A 23,338-nucleotide genomic window follows, 5' to 3' on the forward strand; every position below is an offset into this window, starting at 1 on the left:
AGAAACAGCTTCGTTTTTATAAACGCTACTTGGCCGCGTAGCGACTTAGAATGAGCGCTACCGTGTTTTGCGCCACCTTTCTTTTGTCACTTTCACTAAGCGCGTCTTCAAGCTTAAATAGCTGAGGCCAGAAACACTGCCCTTTCACTAAGCTGTCAATTTCATCAACAACTCGGTCTAAGTCGTCAAACACTAGCTTTTTGTCGGCTTTTGCATCTTTTAACCAACGATGCATCGCTGTCTCTTGTGCCTTCAGCTGGGCCACTTCATCTTTAAGCTTTTCCGGTTCGTAAAAGAAGTGCCCAATGGCTACGCGGGCTAAATCCAGATGAGATTCACTCACCATAAACTCAATATCCTGCAAAATAAGATCTTCAAGCTGCTCATCAAGCGGCAGGTCAGCAACATACTTTTTGTTGATACTTAAAATTGCGGTTTGCCACTGCTGCGTAACCAAGTGCATCACCAATTCTTCTTTGGTAGAAAAGTGATTATAAACCGTGCGTTTAGACACGTTGGCCAGCTCAGCCAGCTTATCCATGCTAGTGCCGTTTACGCCAAACTCTTGGAATGCCTGTGTCGCCGCATTAATAATAGCTTCGCGCTTAATGTCACTTCGCGTACGTGTATTGCCTACCATATCGAATATCTCAGAATTAGTTACTCACTACTTTGCCTTGATCATTTTACACCGAACAGTTTACTTTTCAATGTAGCCACACTAAAATGCACTCATCAGTTTACTTTGGTAAACATCAATTTGCAGTAACAGCTGCATCGACGATTGCCTAAGTACACATATCTATACCTTATTTACCCTGACTATGGATTACACACTTATGTCCATGATGCGATTTTCTCACATTATTTTTTTAAGCGTTTTATCAATCTCAACCCTCTCTGCCTGCTCGTCTGAAGAGCCAGCCGTGCAGCAAGCGAAAGATGCACCACGCTATGTTAAATTAGCTACGGTTAGCAATATTCCAGATTTCGACGAATTTACTTTCCCCGCCGTGGTATCTGCGGTGAAAACCGTCGATTTAAGTTTTGAAGTGTCAGGTCGACTGATTCAAACCGACTTGGTTACGGGTAGTGACATTAATAAAGGAAAGCTACTGGCGACTATTGACCGCAAACCGTTCGAGCGACGCGTAGACGAATCGAAAACACGCCTTGATCAGGCTAAACGCGAACTCGATAGAATTGAGAAAATGTTCGCACAAAAGTTGGTTGCCCAAAGCTCGCTAGATTCGGCAAAGACATCGTATGAACTTGCGGTTATTGACTTAAAAAATGCCGAACAAGATTTGAGTTATACCCAGCTTTACGCCCCGTTTGATGCCAAAGTGTCGCAGCGCCTTGTTGAAAACAATAGCTTTGTTGGTGCTGGTAAACCTATTGCTCGCCTGCAAGACGTATCTAAAATTTATTTCAACATCAACGTACCTGAGCGTTTGCTTACGGCCAACATCGGCCGAGGCATTAAGCAAGCCAGTGCCACGCTAGCAACAAACCGTAGCCAGTGGTATCCGGTTAATTATGTAGAACACTCCACCCAACCCGATCCTGTTTCACAGACTTATGAGGTAGTGTTTGCTATGGAGCCGCGAGAAGAACTGCCGTTAACGCCCGGAGCACGAGCAGTAGTGAAGGTGAGCTTACAAGGCACGTTATACCCAGAAGGCTTTGTTGTACCTGTTCGTTCACTAGTGGGCGATGAAAACTCGGGGTTTGCTGTTTGGGTATACAACAACGAAACCAATACGGTCAATAAGCAATCTGTTGACGTTAAACACATAGAGAATGCGCTAGCAATTATTGAAAGTAGCGCACAAGAACAAGGTAAAGGTGCCATAGCACTTGGCCAACAAGTTGTAGCCGCCGGCGCTACACAAATGCGTGCAGATATGAAAGTTCTTCCTTATCAGGGAGAGAAGTAACGTATGGATATCGCACGCTATTCAATTGATAAGCCCGTTAATGTTTGGTTGATGGTGGTAATACTGCTTCTAGGTGGTATTTTGGCTATGAGCAAAATTGGCCGTTTAGAAGACCCCGCCTTTACTATTAAGCAAGTAAAGGTATACACCAACTACCCTGGTGCAAGTGCAGAAAAAGTAGAACGTGAAGTAACCGAACGCTTAGAAATTGCCATTCAACAAATGCCGCAATTAAAAGAAGTTACGTCAATTTCATCGCCTGGGTTATCTGAAATTACTGTAGAAGTAAAAAGTACTTACGACAGTAATTTGCTACCACAAATTTGGGATGAACTGCGTAAGCGATTGCGAGATACAGCAAGTTCATTGCCTACGGGGGCGCATGACCCTCTTGTTTTTGACGACTTTGGTGATGTATACGGCCTTTATTACGCGCTAAGCGCTCCAGATTTTGATACCCGCGAGCTTCGAGAGTTTGCGCGTATTATTCGCCGCGACCTGCTAACCACAGAAGGCGTGGCCAAGGTAAATGTCACTGGCGTACAGAAAGAGCAAATTGTTGCTTATATTAACCCTTATCAATTAGCTGGTTTAGGCATTTCGTTCCCTGATCTGGCGGCCCTATTTGAAGACAACTTACGCCCTTTTAATGGCGGCCGAATTAAGGTTGATGAAAAAAATGTGCGTTTGATTGTGGAGCGCGCCCCCGACAGACTAGAAGAAATATCAAACCTTTCAGTCGTTGTGCCCGGCACTAATCGCTCGTTACGCGTTGCAGATATTGCAACCTTAAAACTTGAACCAGCTGATATTCAGCCCGTTCACGTGCGATACAACGGGGAAGATGCACTTACCCTTTCTGTATCCGCACTGACCGACGTAAACATTGTTGATGTAGGCGAGCGCGTAAATGCTAAGGTAGAAAAACTGCTTCAAGAGCTTCCCGTAGGTATTACGCTAACGCCTATTTACGACCAAGCCTCGGTAGTTGACGAGTCTGTAACGGGTTTCATAAATAACCTTGTGATGTCTGTCGCAGTGGTAACCCTAACCTTGTGTTTATTTATGGGGTGGCGTTCAGGCGTGGTGGTTGGCGCCGTGTTGCTAGTCACCGTACTGGGTACTATTCTTATTATGTGGCTGATGGATATTCAGCTTCAGCGTATATCACTAGGTGCTATGGTTATCGCAATGGGTATGCTAGTAGACAACGCCATTGTAGTTGCTGAAGGTATGATGCTTCGCATGGCAAGTGGCTCTACGGCGAAGGAATCTGCCAGCTTTATTGTTAAACGAACGCAGTGGCCTCTGCTCGGTGCAACCGTTATCGGCATTGCGGCGTTTTCAGGCATTGGGCTTTCTAACGATGCCACAGGCGAATTCTTGTATTCGTTATTTGCCGTTGTTTTGGTATCACTTATGATAAGTTGGGTGTTGGCTGTCACGTTAGTGCCCGTGCTTGGGGCGTACTTTTACCGCAAAGGTATAGGCCAAACCACCAGCAATGAATTGTCTGCCTCACAGCGCTGGTTTAAAGGCGCATTGCTTGGCGCACTCAAACTTCGTTGGGTAACTATTGGCGCATTGTTTGTTATTACTATTGTGGCCTATGGAAGCTTTGGCATGGTTAAGCAAGGCTTTTTCCCTCCATCAAATGCGCCGTTATTTTTTGTGCACTATTGGGGCCCGCAAGACAGAGACATTCGCGCCACTGAAGTTATCGCCAAAGAAACCGAAGCACGTATTTTAGAAATGGAAAACGTTACCGCAGTCACCACCTTTATTGGGCAAGGTGCAGATCGTTTTACCCTTACCTATGCGCCCAAAAGTGCCAACGAAAACTACGCTTTTTTCATGGTTCGTGCCAACGAGCTTAAAAATATACCAGCCATTCAAAGTGCCCTTGCAAATAAACTCGGCGACCTAGATTTTGACGCAAGCTTTTATATGGAACGCATGCAGTTTGGCCCGGGTTCTGGCGCTAAACTTGAAGCCCGTTTTTCTGGCCCTGACACTGAAGTGCTTCGCAAGCTAGCAGATGAAGCAAAGGCGCGATTTTTCGCCGACGGACAAGTAAAAGATGTACGTCATAATTGGCGCGAGAAAGGCTTTGCCATTAATACTCAGTTCGACAATTACAACGCGGGTATTGCTGGCGTATCACATAATGACTTCAGCCAAACTATTCAGTATGCAAGCAGTGGCGTTCGATTAGGCACAGTGCAAGACGGCGACTATGCCTACAACATAATTGCAAAGATGAGTAAGGCTGAAAACACTGAACTACAGTCCATTCGCGCATCGCAAGTTTGGTCTACACAACAGCGCCAATATGTGCCCTTCACACAGGTCTCGCAAGGTTTAGAGTTGATGACCGAAGAGATGCGCATTCACCGACGCGACCGCGTGCGCACTATAACGGTAGAAGCTGAACCAGGCGACGATGAAACGGCCGCTAAAGCGCTTGCCCGTATTCGCCCTGTTATCGAAGACATTGAATTGCCCGCTGGCTATTCATTGGAATGGGGCGGCGAGTTTGAAAGCTCTAGCGATGCGCAAAAAGCCCTTGGTGCAGGCCTGCCCGCTGGCTTTTTGGTAATGTTTATTATATCGGTATTACTGTTTGGTCATGCGCGACAACCGCTTATTATTTGGCTTGTAGTACCTATGGCTATTGTTGGTGTGGTTACTGGCTTGCTCGTTACCGATATGCCGTTTGGCTTTATGTCGCTATTGGGCTTTTTAAGCTTATTCGGTATGCTTATTAAAAATGCCATTGTGCTTATTGAAGAAATTGACCTTCAAATAGAGGAAGGCTTAGCCATTCGACACGCTATTGTAGAAGCCACCATCAGCCGCGTTCGCCCGGTTTCATTGGCTGCGGTGACAACTATTTTGGGTATGGCCCCGCTTTTATTCGACGCCTTCTTTGCCGATATGGCAGTAACCATAATGGGCGGCTTAGCCTTTGCGACGGTACTGACCCTTATTGCCGTGCCTGTGCTTTACAGCTTGCTGTTTAAAGTAAGCTATCGCAACAGCTAACGCTTTAACAAACTTGGCCTCTTTACCGAAAAAGCGCTAAGCCCAAGGTAGAGAGGCTATTGTCAGTTAACAGTTTTACTGACCTATACTTAGCGCTTTGCCTCTACCCTACTTTGCATAAACTTCATCACATCTCGCCACGATACCATTCCAACGGGGTGCTTATTTTTATCAATGATGGGAATACAGGATATTTTGTGCTTGTTAAAAAGCTCAATAGCGGCGAAAACAGTATCTGCTGCTGTTAGCGTAATTACTTCACGCGTCATAATCTGATGCGCGCGCTTATCAAGCGTTGCACGGTCAATAGACCGCTCGCTCAATGTATCAACAAATGGGCTTACCGCCTTCATCAAATCTCTATCTGAAATAATGCCCTGTAGTTTATTGTCGTGCACCACCACTAAATGATGAAAGCCTGTGGCGGCAAACAGCTCTCTTAACGACTGCAAGCTATCGTCCATGTGTACACTTACTACTCGCTTAGACATAATATGTGCAATGCTCAATGCTGCCCCTCCTTTTTAGTTCAATCCTAGCTTTTGGCGCTAATTCGTTAGCTCAATTATAGATAGCGCACGAAAATAGTATGCTTTTCCTTTGGACTTAACATATTGCGCCCTCCTTTTAGTGGAAAAACATTACCCGTACGGGTTCTGCCGCAAGGCAACAGCCACACAGAATAGTCGCAAGTCTAGCTCTAGCTGATGGTAATCAGGCTCCATGTAACAGCAAAGCTTGTAAAACGCTTTGTTGTGATCTTTTTCTTTAAAGTGAGCCAATTCATGCACCACCAGCGCTTTTAGTAAAGGCTCTGGTGCATACAGTAAGTCGTTATTAATCGCCAAATCGTGTTTACGCGTTTTACCCTGCATACGGTAAGTATGTGTACCTAGCGCGTTAGTTATCATATCCCCTTGTTTTTTGAAGGCGGCGCGTCCAAAAGGCGGGGCATTTTTTAAAAACCGTTTTTTTAAATCGGTCGCGTATTCATAAAGCAACTTGTCAGTCGTAATGTCATGGGCATGGGGGTATTTTTTCAGTAGGTAGGGTTTTAACTGATTGTTTGAAATGAGTTGAAGTGCTTGCTCCACAATAGTTGAAGGGTAGCCATTAAAATACCGAGCATATTCATTCACGTTTTTCTCTCCTTTGCAGGAGGAATTATAAAGCAAAAAAGTAACAGTAGGCAGCGAGTGTGCGTACCTTTAGCGTGCATTTTCGCTTTTGTTTATAACCGATACCTTTATGGTTTAGTTGGTTTGAAGCCTATTGCGAGCGTAATAAATGTGGGATAAAACTAGATATAAAGATGATAATTACGCTATAAAAGTAAGCGTTATTTAGGTTTTATTGACAATTACGATGAATATAGAACATCTTAAACTTTTTGTACGCGTTGCAAATACGTCAAATATAAGCTTAGCGGGCAGAGAACTTAATATTTCGCCAGCCGTGGCCAGTGCCCACATTGGAAAACTGGAAGAAACTTTAGGTGTTCGCCTTATTCATCGCACAACCAGAAAAGTGTCGTTAACTGACGATGGCAAGCTTTTCTTACCTCATGCTCTAGAAGTACTAGACAGTGTAGAAACTGCTCAGGCTGCCGTAGGGAGTGGTGCGCAAACACCTCAGGGCACATTGCGAGTTACTGCGCCAGCGTCGTTTGGTCGCATGCATTTAGTTCCGGCCATTAAAGAATTTCTAGAAAAATACCCAAAACTCACTATAGACTTTCGGTTCAGCGACAGTATTTTGGATGTGGTTGAAGGTGGCTTCGATGTCGCCATTCGCGATGCCGAACTCAAAGATTCTAATCTACACGCGAAAAAGCTTGCTGACGATAAGCGCATTATAGTTGCATCGAAACATTATATTGAAAAGTATGGCGAGCCAGAAACACCCGCTGACCTGAAAAAACACAAAATTGTAAGCCTAACAGGGTTAGAAGTTTGGGATTTCAAAACCTCCCACGGTATATCTTCAATGAAAACGCCTCATTTTTTGCGAATGGACAATGGCGAGGCTGTGCGTGACGCTTGCATTGAAGGTTGCGGAATAACACTTACTGCAACTTGGTGTAGTTATCGACACCTAGAGCGTGGCGAATTGGTACAAATACTAAAGGAATTCCCATTAGCGGCGGAATGCGCACTGTGGGCTGTTTACCCTAGTAATCGTTTATTAGCGCCCAAAGTGCGTGCTTTTATTGATTTTTTAGCCGAACGTTTCAGCGGCACACCCTACTGGAACACAAGGTTAAGTGGACTTGTAGTTTGAGTATTAACTCACAACGGATTTCTTAGCGCTTGCTCCATCGAAAAAAAGTAATTGGCTTTTCACTCGCTTTTTAAATTTTTAACTATGCTTGTAGTACCTAATATCCTTAAAATTTTGTTTTTTTAAGTTTAATAAATTTTATTTGGACACGAGTAGATGATAAAAAAGCCGCTTTCTATCATCGCAGTATTGATAGGTGTACTAACAACTAGTAATGCACTGTCAGAAGAGGAAAGCTTAACTTTTAGTGGCTTTGGTGCTCTTGCTACGGCTTCCTCTGATTCAAGTAATTATGAATTTCGCCACGACCGCTCTCAGGCAGAGTCTGCCAAAAAAGATGGTTTTGCGTTTAAACCCTTAAGCGCGTTAGGCGTGCAGCTTAATTTTAACTTTTCAAGCGATCTCGACTTCGTAGGGCAATTTGTTTATCGGGACCAAGATAGACAAACTATCGACACCATTACTCAAATGGCTTTTCTTAGATACGAGATAACGCCTTCGTGGCATGTTAGAGCAGGAAGGCTGGCGGCCGACATTTTCCACTTCAGTGATACTCGAGATGTGGCGATTGCCTACCCTTGGGTAAAAGTTCCAACGGAAGTCTATGGAATCGTTCCGGCAAGAAGCTTTGATGGCGCAGATATTAGTTTTCTCAAGCCTTATCGCAACTTTAATGTACAGCTAAAAGCGTTTTGGGGTGAAGGAGAAAGCGATTTTACCAGTAATGATTACAGCCCTATAAAATTCAACAATATACGCTCTCTTGGCATTGAATTTGTTGCTTTTGATTGGAGTATTGCGTTAAAGCATACTCTTACTGAGGCTAAAAATGACAATGCAGACTCTGCGTTAATTGTGGGGGCAGTGGCGCAGTTACAACCGCTTTGGAGTGGCGCAACGGCTTTTGCTGATTCACTGAGTTTTAGTGGCGCATCGATTCACTATACGTCTTTGTATGCTAATCGCCATTTTGGAAAATGGGAGCTTTCAGGCGAGTTTTCCCATATCGACTCAAGCTCAATTGCTCTCAGACATTCTTATAACGGCTTCGTTAACCTCAGTTACCTATTTGGCGCTCACACTTTCTATGGTTTGTATTCATTTGCAGACACAGACTCCTACTTTCTAATGCAAGAACAACCTGACTTTCCGTTAAGCGCAAATACAGCGCAATTGGCGACTTTGGTAGAGGAAGCAGCAAATTCGTTGGCACACCGTCAACACACTTTTTCTGTGGGTTGGCGCTGGGACTTACAAGAGAACCTTGCATTAAAAGCGCAAATTGAACGCACGGATATAGAAGCTAGAGGCAGTGGGCTTAGGGCGCGAGATGGGCTAGTCGTTAATGGTGAAGAAGGCGTTGTACATACTTTACTCCTTGCGTTGAATTTTAGCTTCTAGGGGGAGATATGACGTTTTTAAAACCTCTTTCCCTAGTCATAATTGCGCTGTTCGTATTTCATAGCTTACCCAGCGTAGCATCTACGCAAGAAAAGATTGTCGTAGTGACCAGTTTAAAAAGTGACGTGCAAGCATTAGATAAGAAAGGGGTAATTGACATTTTTATGGGCAAATACGCTGCTTTTCCCAATGGCAAGGAAGCAACGCCTATCGATGTTGAGGCTGATGCCAAGCTAAAAGCGCAGTTTTATGAAGCGTTAGTTGGATTGCCGCTTGCGCGGGTAAATGCCTATTGGTCTAGACTAAAGTTCTCTGGCCGCGCAAAGCCACCTGCTACTGAACAAACACTAGATGATGTTAAGCATCGCCTAGAGAGGGATGAGTCGGCTTTAGCCTATATATATGAGTCGTTCGTTACGAATAACATGAAGGTAGTGTATCGGTTTGATTAATGTACATGGATTGGGCTTTCGTTTTGCGCTTTTCTTGGTGCTTGCGGCAATGTTGGTGGTGTTAACCACAGCAGAATTTTTCTATCGCAATACATTTGAGAACGAATTAATCGAAGCTAACAACGACATAAAAGAGCTTTATGAAACCGTAGCCTCGACGGCGTCTATCTCTGCGTATTTGGAAGATGAAGAGTTAGCAAAAGAAGCTATAAACGGATTGGTTAAAAGCGACAAAATTCTTGCCGCATCAATTAAAAGCGATGCATTGTATTACCAGTACAATGTCACCCAAGCCATAAATAAAGAAACCAAGCCCCGAGTATTCGTAGTTCGCCATCCATTTATACCTGAAGACCCCCTTGGTGAGGTCAATGTCTACCCAAACTTTGATCACATCATTGAGCAAGCTGAAAATATCAGTATCGGAAACAGCTATTCACTATACGCTGAAGCCTTGGTTGTAAGTATTGTTGCTCTGGCAATTACCTACTACATCATTATTTCCCCCATGTTGCGCGTAGGGCGCTCTCTACACGGAATTACACCAGGCACAAAACAACGTATTGCTGTTCCGGAATACCATAGCCAAAGCGAAATCGGTGAGTTGGTTGACGATACCAATGAATTGTTAAACAAGGTCGAGGAGCAGTTCACTCGTGAACGACAATTACGAGAAGAAATTGAGTTCTTAGAGAAGCGTTTCAGAATGCTGTTTGAGAATGCCAAGTCGGCAACGGTTTTAATGACCGAAAACGGCATCATTGAACTAAGAAACAATGCATTTAACGAACTCGTTAAGAAGGTCGGTTTAGAAGTTAAACAGGGCTACGGTGAGCTTCTTGAAGAGTTATTTGAAAACGCCTCATCAATGAAATTGGCGCTATCAGAAGCCTTTGCTCGTAACGAGTTTGCCACCGGAGAGTATAAACTCAAATCCCTGAATGACTCTGTAACGTGGGTTCAATTAATCGCAAGCCCTTTATTAACTGATGATGGTGAACGGTACTACCAACTTACGCTAAATGACATATCAAGCCGGAAACAAGAGCTACAAAAACTGGCTTTACAGGCAGACTTTGACGCGCTTACTGGTATTTACAATCGAAACGGTGGCGAAAAGCTCATTGCTAAACTCATGAGCAAAGATCACCATTTTGCATTAGCATTAATTGACCTAAACGGCTTTAAAGCAGTGAATGATATTTTTGGCCACGATGCTGGTGATGAAGTACTTATTTTCGTTGCTGAGCAATTAAACGAAAACATTCGAAAAAACGATGTTGCTGTACGCTGGGGCGGCGATGAGTTTGTGCTTCTGCTTCAAGCTGACGACGAAGAATCTGTTCAAAACGTCATAGAAAAAGTAAATAACGCGGTAAAACAGCCATTCTATTTCAATGGAGATACCACGCCGACGGTGGTTTCCATGAGCGTTGGCGTTTCGTTTTACCCGCAGACTAGCAGCAACTTGCACGCTCTTATAAAGTTGGCTGATATTGCCATGTATAAAGCAAAGCAAAACAAGATAGCCGCACCTGACAACTACCTTATTTTCGCCGAGCCAGAAACGCGGGGCGGTATTTAGCCTTTTTCATCTTCAAATTGCAGTAAAAAGTGCTAGACGCAAAACACTTATAACGGCGATAGATTATTTCTAAGAACCTTGTAGCCAGCACGATAAATTACACTTAGACTGCAAGAATAAAAATAAAAACGACAGGTATTACGCGGGCGTGTTTAAACGCTTCGTTCGACATCGTTTGTTTGCAGGTAACATTCAACAAATACTGTAGTTGCGTGTATTAAACGCTTATAAACACAGACGATAAAGTACTTTTCATTTTAGCAACAAGGGTTCTCTATTTAATGTCACATCAAAAAGTAGGTTTAGTGGGCTGGCGCGGTATGGTTGGCTCAGTATTAATGCAGCGCATGCGAGAAGAAAAAGACTTTGCGCACATTGAGGCCACCTTTTTCACTACCTCGCAAAAAGGCAGTGCTGCACCAGATTTTGCTGGAAAAGATTCAGGTGTTTTAGAAGACGCGCATGACATCGAGGCGCTTTCAAAACAAGATATTATTATTACATGCCAAGGCGGTGACTACACCAAAGCGGTATACAGTGACCTGAGAGCTACTGGCTGGAACGGTTACTGGATTGACGCTGCATCAGCACTTCGCATGAAAGATGATGCAGTGATCATTCTAGACCCTGTCAATCGCAAAGAAATTGATAGCGGTATCGAAAAAGGTGTTCGCACGTTTGTCGGCGGAAACTGTACGGTTTCGCTTATGCTTCTTGCTTTAGGTGGTCTTTTCGAAAAAGGCCTAGTTGAGTGGGCCTCGCCTATGACTTATCAAGCCGCTTCAGGTTCTGGCGCTCAGCACATGCGTGAACTAATCACCCAAATGGGTGCAATTCACGACAATGTGAAAGATAAGGTAGAAGACCCAGCAACGGCTATTTTAGAAATTGATCAGCAAGTATCTGAGTTTATTCGAAGCAGCGATTACCCCAGTGAGCAGTTTGGTGTACCGCTTGCGGGTAGCTTGATTCCGTATATCGACTCGCAACTACCTTCAGGCCAAAGCCGCGAAGAATGGAAGGCGCAAGCTGAAGCCAATAAAATTCTTGGCACTAAAGGCGGTGAAGTGCCTATCGATGGTATCTGTGTGCGCGTAGGCGCTATGCGCTGCCATAGCCAAGCTGTAACGCTTAAGCTTAAAAAAGACTTACCGTTAAGCGAAATTGAAGAGATTCTTGCTAGCCACAACGACTGGGTAAAAGTTATTCCTAATGACCGTGATGCAACCATGCAGGAGCTAACGCCTGCTAAGGTTACAGGCACACTTTCTATTCCTGTTGGCCGTATTCGCAAACTCACCATGGGGCCAGAATATATTTCTGCGTTTACTGTGGGCGATCAGCTTTTATGGGGTGCTGCAGAGCCGCTGCGCAGAATGTTGCGTATTGTGCTTGAGCAAAATTAATCGTTAAACACTTAAGACATTGTTAAAACGCCTTGGTATGTAAGTACATTCAAGGCGTTTTTTATGTGCGCTGATTTACAGATCAAATAAGAAAACGACTTAGGGCTTTGCTACTTCGTTAATGTTATTTTGCCGATTCAGACCAAACAGCAAGTTCATTGCCGCCGGGTTCTATAAAGTGAAAGCGGCAACCTCCCGGAAAATCAAAGAGTGGCTTACTAATCGTTCCCCCCGCCTTTTCAATACGGCGTTGCGCGTCGGTAATGTTATTGGCGTAGAGCACAAGTAAAGGAGCACCACTTTCAGCTTGTGAGACACGCTCAGATTCAAAAATTCCTCCATCGAGACCTGCGTTGCTAAACGCGCTGTATTCACTACCGTAGTCGGTGAAACGCCAGTTGAACGCGTTTTCAAAAAATGTTTTTGAACGAGATACATCTAAAGAGGCAAATTCAACATAATTTAGTTTTGTGCTTTCTTGCATGTGAGTGAAGTCCTTTAGTCAAAAAATTAACAATATACTAACATTAAAATTTAACTAATAGACTGAACTATTCAGCGTTTGTCGTTGAAAATGTTTTGATGCCACTGGAGTCAGAAGCTTACGTCCCATTGCAGTGAATAAATAATACTGTCTGCTACTTCAATACCAAATTGCTCAAGATGAACTTTACTTATCTCTGCGGTTATTTTGTTGTCATGGCCGTTGAAGAAATAATTAAACGCCAACGTCTTTTCATAGAAGTTGTCATCTTTTTCGCTTGTGTTTGGATAGTACGTGGCATACCGAACCGCCACTTCCAGCGGCTCAGGCCACCAGCTAATCGATTCACTTAAAAAGTAACCTGCTTGTGCATAATATCCACGAAGCGTAGTTTCGGTATTCTCAACGCGCGTATTTACAATTTCTTTTTCATGGTATTCGGCTTGCGCATTAAAACCTTTGTAGAAGTACGCACCATCAATGACAAATTGTTGAATATCGTACTGCCCTTCTACTTCACCTTCGTCAAAATTGGTTAAGTTTCCGGCCCCAGATGAAGAAAAACGAGTAAACTGACTTTTAAATTTAGCCGCTGCAATGGCAATTGACGCTTTCGGCGTTAAAGAGCGCTGAATATCACTGTTGTCGAACCCTACCTTTTCACCTAAAAAATTCCACTGCAAACGGCTTGTGTACATGGCCTCGCCATCGTGATTACTGTAATCACCACGCCCGGAACCGTTAAACACGCCCACCCAGTAATTAATATTGGCAGCACCTCCATTATCAATGTTACCGTAAATTGACGCCCCCATTTGTCGGTCTAGCGTAAATATTCTATTGATAATTGAACGGTCTAAAAGTTGTTGTCCGCCGCTACTTACGCTTCGTTCTCTTGAATACTCTACCTTCCATTGGCCAAGCTTAAACCTAAACGCTTTGTATTTTTCAAGCGTTAACGCAGCTGTGAGCGTACGTTGATTAACTGCATCGTATTCAACGCCATATTTGATCCACCGCGCTCCAATGTGGCCGTCTAACTTAACCCGCGCCCTTCTCACTCCAAAAAGATTTCCAGCGTTTTTGGAAAAGTCGGCAAGCTCGGTAGGTTGACCCGCACCAGGGTTGGAATAACGAAATTGTATTCGACCATGTGCGCGAAGGGTAAACGCGTCGTTAGCACTTTGAAACTCAACGCCTTTGCCTTTGTGAGAAAAAGTAAACGCTTCAGCATCAAGGATGTTCTCAATATCTGACGCCACACCTCTCGTAGATAGAAGCGACAAGATGAGAAAAATTAAAATTAAGCAGTATGAAAAAGCGTTTTTAGTAAGCAACGTCGTTAAACTAATAATGGTTTTAGCGCAGAATATATACTTTAGTATAAGAATCAAGGGATTCGACATAAAAATGTCACAAAACTGTAATATTCCACGATAAGTCGAATTTTAATTAGGGAAGCAATGCCTCAGCGGATAGTTTTGGGCTTCCAACTTGTGCCTTCTCGGATTGTTTCACTAAGTCGACAATGTGGTCGTTAACGGGTGTAGGTACGTGGCTTTTTATTCCCAGCCTTACAATTTCTCCGTTAAGATAATCGACTTCCGTGCGTCTTCCCAACATTAGGTCTTCATACATTGATGAACGCGCTTCAGGATCAATTTTGAGTGTTGAAGCCGCTACAATGTTAAAAAGAACATTGGGTAACTTCATTATTGTTGGCATAAGTTTAGGTATGACTTTCCCCGTTCTCGCCGGCGTTACCCCTTCTGCTTTAAGCACAGTTAAAGCTTCAGATAGCACTTCTGCCATCACCAGCCTGTAACGTCTATTACCAAGCTGCGTTTTTAGCGGAATACCAGACAAAGCATTCACTGCATTATTCAAGTTCATAATAAGCTTGCCGTATTGCACAGCAGATAAATCGTTGTATACCGTCACGGGTAATGAAGCTTTGTTAAGCGCAGCCGTTAATGGCTGACAAAGGCCATTAGGATCTTCAATTGCTAAGTTACCTTCTGTGCCACAATGAAAATGACCATTTCCCTTATAAAAAACGTTAAACGGAACCATGCCAGCAATTATGGGTTGGGATAAATGTTGGCGCAGCACATTTGCATTGTTCACGCCGTTTTGAAAGCTAACTACCACTGCCGTTGGCTTTGCCCACTGCTTAATGATGGAAGACGCCTGTTTAGTATCTTGGCTCTTTACGCAAAGTAAAATGTAATCGGCATCTGCTAAGCAGTCGTTTTCGACGGTAAAAGCTACATGGGAAGCTCCAATTGATTCATGTCGCCCCTGCCAGTCAGTTACTATAATTCCGCTACTCACAATGTCTTGCTGCAAACGCTGGCGACCTATAAGGGTAAGTGTGCCGGGCTTTCTCATTTGTAAGTTAGATGCCAATAAACAACCTGCTACATAACAACCAATACTGCCTGCACCCAACACTGCTATTTTTGTCATTTTGCTTCCCAGTTAATACTTAGCTTCTCTACAGCTAACAGTAAGACTGCGATTAAACGATCAAAATGTAAACACTAAAATTACAGTTAAATAACAAGAAAGTGTTTGAGTATCAGATATTTCCTATCAGCATGATTCATTCTTTCAATTTTCACACGTTGCTTGATCTCTCTACAATTTGACTAAGTAGTCACTTTATATGTGTTCAAAAAGAGGGGTTTCATGTTTAGTCAGCCAACTGCTTTCTTAGAAAAAGCCGCTTTTCCGGTACGTGGTAATGCAGACAGCCTCAACTCAGGCAAACTCGCGTTAGTTGCAGAAGGTGGTGGACAACGTGGAATTTTCACCGCGGGAGTACTTGATACTTGGCTAGATGCTGGACACGACCCATTTGACATTCTTATTGGCACTTCGGCCGGTTCTCAAAACCTAACGAGCTTTGTTGCCCGTCAGAAAGGTTATGCTAAGCGCCTTATTCGCGGCTTAACCAGACACAAACGCTTTTTTCAAATGGGTCGAGGTTTAATGGGTAAGCATATTGTCGATTTAGACTGGTACTTTGAAAAAACCCAAGAAGCAAACCGCCTGCTAGATTTAAACACCGCAAAAGCCAATGTGGCTGATAGGGAAATTCTGTTTACGGCAACGAATTCAAGAGACCGACAAGCCTATTTTTTAAACCCCTTGAAAAGTCAAAACAACTGGGTTGAATTGATTAAAGCGTCGAGCGCCTTGCCCCTTCTTTACAAACAAGGTGTACCACTTTTTACTGAATTTGAAACTAGGCAGGCAGCCAATACTGACTTTTATTTAGACGGCGGGTTGGCCGCACCTTTACCTGTAACCGAAGCCTATAAGCGTGGCGCTACCAAAATTGTGGTTATCCGCACTGTTGATAAGGGTTTTCAGGCTCAATCTCCATGGCTGCAAAAACTAAGTACTGTGATGTGTGCTACGGGAACTTGCCCAAAAACCATCGATTACCTTTTGCAACATGAACAAGCTTACCAAAAAGAATTGGCGTTCATTGAAAACCCGCCAGAAGGTGTAAAGTTGATTGAAATTTTTGCATCAGACAAGCTACAAAGTAAATTACTGGGCAGTACAGATGCACAGCTTCGTCACGATTACAAACTCGGTAAGCGGGCTGGGCTCGCTTACCTAGAGAGCAACGTTGAAGTACCTCTTTGTGAGCATAGCTTACACAAGCGCCAGGTTTCGCAAACTCATTTAGAAAGCTACGCTCTACAACCTGCTTAAATGGTTGTTGTGGAAAGCAGAAAAGAGCCAATACTGGTATCGCTGCAATACAAATTCAGCCAAAGCTTGTGACTTCCCAACTCAAAACTGCCGTGCACTACTAACATCGAAAGCAGATGAAACAGAGCTTATCTGATATTACTTCAATTCGAAGTAAACGGGTTGACAATGCCTGGCAGAAAATTTATAACGCGCTCACCCAAAATATCACTAAATTTAACGATGTCAGAATTATTAACACCCGTAAAACAAACTGAAGCGCATAAACTTATTGAAGGCTTGTTGAAGTCTAGCGATCCAACAGCTGAGCTAGATAAAATAGCTGAAGAATACAACATTGCTAACTGGGGGCAGTCTAACGCAGTTTCTGCTGACCTGTATAACGCAGTTAGAGACATTCTTGGCAAAGGCGTTGTAACAGGTAATGACCTTGTTGCAGGTAAAGACACCATGGACCCGATTGTACACAAGGTACAAGCAGAGACAGATACACTAATTGCAAACCCAAGTGACGCTGATGCTGACCGCGTACAGACGTTTGTACTTGGCTTTCTGCGCACGTTCGTAAGCCAGCTGCTTCACCCAGGCACGAAAAAAGCGATTTACGCTAAAAAGCTTCCAGCGCTAATTAAAGTTTATCAACAAAAAGCGAAGTAATTTTTCGCCATGCGAGCAGGCCAATGTAAAGCTTAAGCTTTATAGCATGACCACTGCAAAGCATCGAAATAGATTTGCTTAAGACAAGAACCCCGCTAGTTAGCTGGGTTCTTTTATTTAAGGCCTTCGCCGATGGTAACCTTCTGCCTATTCAACGTCTGTGAAAGCTCCCCCTCGCAATAAACTTAGATTCTTTATCAATAATGGTATTAGCCCTAGCGTGGCCGTGGCGATGCCGAGAAATGTGTCTAACGAGCTACCGCTGGAGTAAATAAAGACGGCAACAAGAACAAATAGTAGTGCAAACACGGGGACTCTTAGCACACTCCAAAAACCTATATTGGTATTGTCGAGCCATTCTTTCATCACTGACTCGGGCTCTGCGGTTAAAATGAACTGCCTGAAACTCTCGTTAATTAAGTGCCATCCCTTATCGCGATATAAATAACACCTTCTCACGAGCCTCTCTATTGTTGCAGAGCTTTCTGGGTTTATATTGGCACCATGAGCCATTCTCCACAGAATGACTTTTTCGTTAACCGTGCATTCTTCCCACTTTCTTCTATAAATTGGGCCGGCGTGCACTAATATAAATTCTATAACCTGTTCAGGCTCTTCAAGCCTCGTTTCGTGATACTTCTCTTCTAAAGGTCGCAATTCTGGCCATGCATTAAGCTCGTGCTTTAACAGCACTTCAACGTCAAACGGGTTGCTAATTCGTTTTTTAAAGACAGGCGACCAAGCATAGTACTTGTCGAATTCTGAGAAAAGCTTGGTCCACCCAGTTTTCTCATCTATGTCAACAACAAGGTTCGACGTTGGTTGGTAGGCATTGGGGCATATTATTCGATACAGAGGAGCCGTTTCAGCAACAATAACTAGCGTAACATTGCAATTGCCGTGCATTTCATACAGAAACGCCAGCGCATCTTTTCTCATCGAGCTATCAAGACTGATTTGTTCAAGTGCAGAAATCGCAACAATCACCTGTTTGTTTTTTTTGATTTTTAAAAAACGATCTAGTTTTTCGAAAAAATAAAATTTCTCGACATGCTCTGATGATGAATAGAACTTGTCTAAACAGTCCATGATTCTAAAAACTTGTTGTTCGTACAATACCCCCTCTTCTTCTTTGAGCTTATTAAGCTGCGTCTCTGCAGACAGTCTTGTGGTGTTTAAAACAAGCTTAGAACGCGGATTTTCTTTGCAGTTACTCGTTATAAAATTCAGAAAACAGGTTTCGTAATAACCATCCTCAGCCTCTTTTTTCCTTGTTCTATACTGGTCTTGTAAATGCTCTCCTTGTAACCGCTGCACAATAAATTGCCTCGCCACAAAATATATTCCTATAGGAAATAAAAGCATCATTAACATGTAGCTTGGTGATATTGCAGAGAGCATAAAGTGGTCACCTCGGTAATGAAGATTCTTCGTGGCCTTCTCTGTTGCGTTCATTGCAATTTTTGCTTCGTAGGTAAGATGGCTAATAAAATCTGTACCTTCAAACGCGGAACTAAAAAGTAAGTCGAAGAGCTTGTCTGACGAAGGTAACGGCTTTGGTTTTACTCTAAACCAAGCCTGTTTTCCCAATTCAGTTTGAGGGATTTCAGAAGCGCTCTTTTGGTTAAGCACTACAAATGAATTAAAAAGCAGATCTATATTGTTTGGGAGTTTACTTTTTAGCGTAATAGATTCATCGTCAGTTATCGTGCGCAAATAACCTTGCAGCTCTGTGGTTTTACGTGCTAATTCATCGTTAAGAAAGTCCTCTTCAAAGTTTGCTTGTCTCTCTAACAAGTACTCATGGGCGCTATAGGTAATGATTGATGCAGGGACAGCCGACGCGATGTAGATAAGCGACGTTAAGAAAACAAGATAGGCATTAGAGTAGCGAGTAGACTGGACAGCCTTACTTTTTGAAGCCTTCTTATTGTCTTTTTCTTGTGAGCATTTAGAGTCATGGCTCGGTTCAAAAAAAGTACTTTTAAGTAAACGGTCAAGCAGAAGCAAAGTACCAATTATTAGTGTGATAATGCCTAAAACAGCACTAACAATATTAACTGGTTCAGTATCGTAGTTTTGCCTCCAGTCGATAAATAGCGACAAAAAAACAAGAGGTATAACAATGGCACTCACTGCATAAATAGGACGGTGCCACCGAAAATACATCGAGTAATTTAACGACCAAAGCCTAATAATAAAGAATACTAACAGTAAACACGCTAACGCCCACACGGTGAGCCGCGCAACAGCGCTGTGCACAATCCCCATTTGAAACAGTACGAAGACTATTAATGCGATAGTAAAAACACTGAATACGATGTAGTTGTTAGGGTTAAGATTCTTGTCAAAGTAAAAAATTTCTTGCCAGAACTTTTGCGTCAACAGGAAGCGACAAACCATAAAAGCGGGGATTATTAAGGCTAGGAATAACAGTACCGCCGTGAACACAAGAACCATGTTGTTCATATGCATATCACTAGGATTAAAAAACACCACCAGCTTCCAAGGGATTGTCGATGTGTCGGAATCACCTGTAAACGGCCCAACAGTCATCTTATGGGGTATGCCTTTATAGTCGGCGTTTATCTCTACAGTACTGTTGCTGTTATGCGTATTGGCAACAAGTGCTAAGGGGTCTTGATTAATTTCGGTATAAAAGTTTTCCACTAAACTTAATGAGTCGGTGCTATGAAACATAACGTCACCGCTTTCATTGATAACAGCAAACCCAAAGTTTTTCGGCAACACACGGTCTACCAATGTTGTCATTCGAACGCCCAACACTTCTAATACAACGCTATCGTTACCAGCTTTTACCTCGTCTTGTTTTACTAAACATGTTTTCGATTCTCGTTGACTCTTATCGTGCCGATGTGGAAAAGCAAAGATTAGGTTCTGCCGCCCATCCTCTATATTAAAAATTCGCTGCATGTAAAGCTCAGATTCGTTGAACGTCCAAAAATTGCCCTTCAGTCCTTCTTTAAAATATCGGCGATGAGCCAAGTTAGGCTGAACTTTTGGTACTAACGTGTTGGATGAATATCTGGGCTCATGAAACTCAGACGTTTCCACTCCCCCTTTTTCTTTGAGATAAAGCGCATTCTCTATATAACTGCTGTTTTCAGCTAAAGGCAAAGCGCTAAAATTTTTATTCCATCCATGCTCTATATAATAGGGAAAGGGTCTCTTTTCTGTTGCAGCGCACAATTCATGTGAATCGCATTTTCCAATATTTTTGCGCGCGCAATCTGTCTTCTGTACGTCTGTTATGTTTGTCAGCTCACGAGTAATATCTTTTGTGATTGTTTGGTGGATAGCCCGAAGCTGATCGCGTTTAACCGCTACTTGATAACCTTGAAATAATTGCTGAGAGATAGCGATTGTTAGAATTCCTACCGCCACCAAAAACCCGAGTACAATTTGGCTTTTGTCGCCTTGCTGAATAGCATAAGTAGCGCTTATGAATCGAAGTTTTAGCAATGGCGTACAGGCAATAAAAAAAAGTAATGCCAGAATTAACCACATCAACACTTCCGATGGTAATTTGAGCTTTTCGGTGGTGATAACCTCTTTATTAACAAGCCCAATTAAAAAGTAGTTTTTGTTATCTTCGGTAAGCCCTTTATTAATAATAGGGTGAACGAATGCTCTATAAGCGTTTCGATCTAGATTAATGTCAGAAAAATGAGTGCCTTTTAAAACAATCGCATTTTTTGTGTTTATCGCGTCTGAAGAAAAGAGTTTAGGTAGTATGGATTTAAAATACAGCTCAGGCTCATTACTTAGTCTATCTGAGTTATTAGTGATTGCTTTTACGTCACCACGTCCCTCAACCAGCGCAACCATTTGAAAACGGTTGACTCTTTGAGATAACACATCGTGAATACTTGCTGTGAGTTCTAGCCGTGCAATTTTGTGACTCTGTAAACATACTTCTTTGTAAAATTTTACAGTGTTATACCGTGGTATTCGCAGTGTAAACCTGCTTATTTTTATATCGCAATTTTGATAATAAACCTTGGGTTTATGAACAGCAATGTCACTCAGTTCACTTGCCGACGCGGCTAGTTTATCAAAGTTCAATTTCGCTTGGTCTTCTAGTTCCTTTTCGAGGGTTGAAGGCGCTCTCCATTTCTCCTTATTTTTAACCGATAAGGAAAAGTCACTTGTTGCTTTTACTTTCTGAATGCTGCGTTGAATACCTCCCTCTATTCGCTGCAACTCTCTAAAGTAAAGCGTATTAAGCGTATCTTCGTTGTGCTCCATTTTGAAGAAATATACGAAGCCGAAAATGGTCGAGCCAAGAAGCAGGATAAGTATGAAGATGAATAATCGGGTGAGGTTTCGTTTAATAGGTGTCATAAAAGCATCCTTGCTTAAATAACGTTAAATCCTAACGATATCGTACTTCAGTAACGTCAAAACGTTATGGGCATAGGCCATCTGTACATATAATAACCAATGAATATAGTTGAGGTTAAGTGCAATATCAAGAAAACGCTTTAAAGCCGTGTAGAGGAGCGGGCTTTTTTGAAGCGATGAGACAAACGATTTAGGCTTGAATCAAGCCGCGGAACTTTCGCAAATCGACAGGCATAAAAAAACCGGCATAATGCCGGTTTTTTTATGTTTGGCGGAGAGAGAGGGATTCGAACCCTCGATACGCTATAAACGTATACACACTTTCCAGGCGTGCGCCTTCAGCCACTCAGCCATCTCTCCAAATTTGGTTTCAAGGTTTCCCTTGAGCGCGCGTATAGTAGGTAAAGCCGCGCGCTTAATCAAGAACTTGCTGGAATTTATTAAGCAAGTGCTTATAAAACGTGCGTTATAGGCCGCCCTTTGCTTTTAGTTCAGCAGAAAAATCAAGCATGCGATCAAGAGGAATTAACGCACCTTTGCGAAGTTCATCGTCCACAAAGATTTCATGACCGTCGCTTTCGCCCGTTAAAGACGCCTTAATCGCCTCTAAGCCGTTCATTGCCATCCAAGGGCAGTGAGCACAGCTTTTACACGTAGCGCCGTTACCGCCCGTTGGAGCTTCTATAAACGTCTTCTCTGGAGTAAGTTGTTGCATCTTATAAAAGATGCCTTTGTCAGTGGCAACTATAAAGGTATCGTTGTTCATGGTTTGCGATGCCTTGATAAGCTGGCTGGTAGAGCCAACTGCATCGGCCATATCAACCACGCTGGCAGGTGATTCAGGGTGAACAAGAACCGCTGCATTTGGATACAGAGCCTTCATATCGGCAAGCTTCTGTGCAGAGAACTCATCGTGAACAATACACTCGCCCTGCCACATCAGCATATCGGCGCCAGTTTGTTTGGCAATGTAAGACCCAAGATGTCTATCTGGGCCCCATATTATCTTTTTGCCTTGGCTATCTAAATGCTCAACAATTTCAAGCGCAATACTAGAGGTTACTACCCAGTCAGCGCGCGCTTTAACCGCAGCTGATGTATTCGCGTAAACCACAACCGTATGGTCGGGGTGTTGGTCGCAGAACTCGCTGAACTCTTTTACCGGGCAACCAATGTCAAGCGAACACGTTGCTTCTAGTGTTGGCATTAGTACGGTTTTCTCGGGGCTAAGAATTTTTGCTGTTTCGCCCATAAAACGAACGCCCGCTACAATTAATGTCTGCTCTTGTGCATCTCTACCAAATCTAGCCATCTCTAGTGAGTCGGCCACACAACCGCCTGTCTCTTCAGCAAGCGCTTGAATCTCATGGTCGGTGTAATAGTGCGCGACTAGCACAGCGTTACGGGCCTTTAGTAAGGCTTTAATTTCTGCCTTTAACTCAGCTTTACGTGCTTCTGATAATGGCTGTGGTTTTGCTGGGAACGGGTACTCTACCTGCTCCACTCGAAATGCTACTGACATTAACCTACATCTCTGTTGCGATAAGGGTGCGGATTATACCCAAATGTCATAAAAATTACACACTGCCACATCAACATTCGTGTAATTAAATAATGATATGTTGAGTTACCTTTTCTACTACACGGGGTTGAGTAAACCAGATCATACTACAAATGAGATGCGTAGCGTTTTTTAACACAAATGGCGTTCAGCGTATTGATTTTGAAATTTGCTATAAGTTTGGATGTTAGCGTTTTGGAGAGAGCCAGATTTTGAAATAAAGACTTTTTGAAGTAGAGACTTGATGGTGGGTCGTGCTGGATTCGAACCAGCGACCAATTGATTAAAAGTCAACTGCTCTACCAACTGAGCTAACGACCCATCAAGTGACACACAGATATGTTTAGCAATTCAAATGATGGTGGGTCGTGCTGGATTCGAACCAGCGACCAATTGATTAAAAGTCAACTGCTCTACCAACTGAGCTAACGAC

At 43.1% G+C, this 23,338-nt stretch carries 17 protein-coding genes and 2 tRNA genes; 9 read left to right on the forward strand and 10 right to left on the reverse strand.

Translation table 11 applies throughout. The features are described from left to right. Positions 1 to 25: 25 nt before the first annotated feature. Complete coding sequence (locus ACHUFN_RS03540) at positions 26 to 640, reverse strand: TetR/AcrR family transcriptional regulator (RefSeq protein ID WP_394220919.1); 615 nt, start codon at positions 638 to 640, stop codon at positions 26 to 28. 205 nt (positions 641 to 845) lie between these two features. Here ACHUFN_RS03540 and ACHUFN_RS03545 point away from each other — a divergent pair, with 205 nt between their 5' ends. Together ACHUFN_RS03545 and ACHUFN_RS03550 are read left to right on the forward strand one after the other, a co-directional pair. After that, positions 846 to 1,940, forward strand: coding sequence for an efflux RND transporter periplasmic adaptor subunit (locus tag ACHUFN_RS03545; RefSeq protein WP_394221042.1), 1,095 nt, complete (start codon positions 846 to 848; stop codon positions 1,938 to 1,940). 3 nt (positions 1,941 to 1,943) lie between these two features. Beyond that, positions 1,944 to 4,985 carry an efflux RND transporter permease subunit gene (locus ACHUFN_RS03550; protein WP_394220920.1) on the forward strand — a complete coding sequence of 1,014 codons (3,042 nt, stop codon included), beginning with the start codon at positions 1,944 to 1,946 and terminating at the stop codon, positions 4,983 to 4,985. Positions 4,986 to 5,074: 89 nt separating this feature from the next. On the opposite strand, the gene ACHUFN_RS03555 is transcribed toward ACHUFN_RS03550, so the two are convergent. Together ACHUFN_RS03555 and ACHUFN_RS03560 are read right to left on the reverse strand one after the other, a co-directional pair. Continuing rightward, positions 5,075 to 5,494: a CBS domain-containing protein gene (locus tag ACHUFN_RS03555; protein ID WP_394220921.1), complete on the reverse strand. Its 420-nt coding sequence runs from the start codon at positions 5,492 to 5,494 to the stop codon at positions 5,075 to 5,077. A gap of 132 nt (positions 5,495 to 5,626) precedes the next feature. Continuing rightward, on the reverse strand, positions 5,627 to 6,124 hold the full coding sequence (locus tag ACHUFN_RS03560) for a M48 metallopeptidase family protein (protein ID WP_394220922.1): 498 nt from the start codon (positions 6,122 to 6,124) through the stop codon (positions 5,627 to 5,629). 226 nt (positions 6,125 to 6,350) lie between these two features. On the opposite strand from ACHUFN_RS03560, the gene ACHUFN_RS03565 reads away from it, so the two are divergent. From ACHUFN_RS03565 to asd, 5 genes are all read left to right on the forward strand, one after another. Further along, positions 6,351 to 7,265 (forward strand): LysR family transcriptional regulator, encoded by a 915-nt coding sequence (locus tag ACHUFN_RS03565; RefSeq protein WP_394220923.1) that lies wholly within the window; start codon positions 6,351 to 6,353, stop codon positions 7,263 to 7,265. A gap of 156 nt (positions 7,266 to 7,421) precedes the next feature. Next, a complete protein-coding gene (locus tag ACHUFN_RS03570; protein ID WP_394220924.1) occupies positions 7,422 to 8,666 on the forward strand; it encodes a porin in 1,245 nt (414 codons plus the stop codon). 8 nt (positions 8,667 to 8,674) lie between these two features. After that, positions 8,675 to 9,118, forward strand: a complete 444-nt coding sequence (locus tag ACHUFN_RS03575) for a hypothetical protein (protein ID WP_394220925.1) — start codon at positions 8,675 to 8,677, stop codon at positions 9,116 to 9,118. Next, a complete protein-coding gene (locus ACHUFN_RS03580) occupies positions 9,111 to 10,703 on the forward strand; it encodes a sensor domain-containing diguanylate cyclase (RefSeq protein WP_394220926.1) in 1,593 nt (530 codons plus the stop codon). Before ACHUFN_RS03575 ends, ACHUFN_RS03580 begins: the two co-directional genes overlap by 8 nt. 281 nt (positions 10,704 to 10,984) lie before the next feature. Further along, entirely contained in the window at positions 10,985 to 12,109 is a 1,125-nt protein-coding gene (gene asd, locus ACHUFN_RS03585; RefSeq protein WP_394220927.1) for an aspartate-semialdehyde dehydrogenase, read from the forward strand. 124 nt (positions 12,110 to 12,233) lie between these two features. On the opposite strand, the gene ACHUFN_RS03590 is transcribed toward asd, so the two are convergent. The 3 genes from ACHUFN_RS03590 to ACHUFN_RS03600 form a co-directional block, all read right to left on the reverse strand. Then, a complete protein-coding gene (locus ACHUFN_RS03590) occupies positions 12,234 to 12,593 on the reverse strand; it encodes a VOC family protein (protein ID WP_394220928.1) in 360 nt (119 codons plus the stop codon). A gap of 110 nt (positions 12,594 to 12,703) precedes the next feature. Next, entirely contained in the window at positions 12,704 to 13,855 is a 1,152-nt protein-coding gene (locus tag ACHUFN_RS03595) for a porin (RefSeq protein WP_394220929.1), read from the reverse strand. Positions 13,856 to 14,045: 190 nt separating this feature from the next. Further along, positions 14,046 to 15,062, reverse strand: coding sequence for a 2-dehydropantoate 2-reductase (locus ACHUFN_RS03600; RefSeq protein ID WP_394220930.1), 1,017 nt, complete (start codon positions 15,060 to 15,062; stop codon positions 14,046 to 14,048). A gap of 222 nt (positions 15,063 to 15,284) precedes the next feature. On the opposite strand from ACHUFN_RS03600, the gene ACHUFN_RS03605 reads away from it, so the two are divergent. Continuing rightward, complete coding sequence (locus tag ACHUFN_RS03605) at positions 15,285 to 16,322, forward strand: patatin-like phospholipase family protein (protein WP_394220931.1); 1,038 nt, start codon at positions 15,285 to 15,287, stop codon at positions 16,320 to 16,322. A gap of 222 nt (positions 16,323 to 16,544) precedes the next feature. After that, complete coding sequence (locus tag ACHUFN_RS03610; protein WP_394220932.1) at positions 16,545 to 16,979, forward strand: hypothetical protein; 435 nt, start codon at positions 16,545 to 16,547, stop codon at positions 16,977 to 16,979. Positions 16,980 to 17,126: 147 nt separating this feature from the next. On the opposite strand, the gene ACHUFN_RS03615 is transcribed toward ACHUFN_RS03610, so the two are convergent. From ACHUFN_RS03615 to ACHUFN_RS03630, 4 genes are all read right to left on the reverse strand, one after another. Continuing rightward, positions 17,127 to 21,344, reverse strand: coding sequence for a hypothetical protein (locus ACHUFN_RS03615; protein WP_394220933.1), 4,218 nt, complete (start codon positions 21,342 to 21,344; stop codon positions 17,127 to 17,129). 269 nt (positions 21,345 to 21,613) lie between these two features. Beyond that, positions 21,614 to 21,704, reverse strand: a tRNA-Ser gene (locus ACHUFN_RS03620). Positions 21,705 to 21,810: 106 nt separating this feature from the next. Next, the gene (gene nadA / locus ACHUFN_RS03625) at positions 21,811 to 22,866 is read right to left on the reverse strand and encodes a quinolinate synthase NadA (protein WP_394220934.1); all 1,056 of its coding nucleotides are present in this window, start codon (positions 22,864 to 22,866) and stop codon (positions 21,811 to 21,813) included. Positions 22,867 to 23,150: 284 nt separating this feature from the next. Then, positions 23,151 to 23,226: transfer RNA gene (locus tag ACHUFN_RS03630), tRNA-Lys, on the reverse strand. Positions 23,227 to 23,338 lie beyond the last annotated feature (112 nt).

The organism is Alteromonas gracilis (genome assembly GCF_043642145.1).
GTDB classification, from domain to species: Bacteria; Pseudomonadota; Gammaproteobacteria; order Enterobacterales; family Alteromonadaceae; genus Alteromonas; species Alteromonas gracilis_B.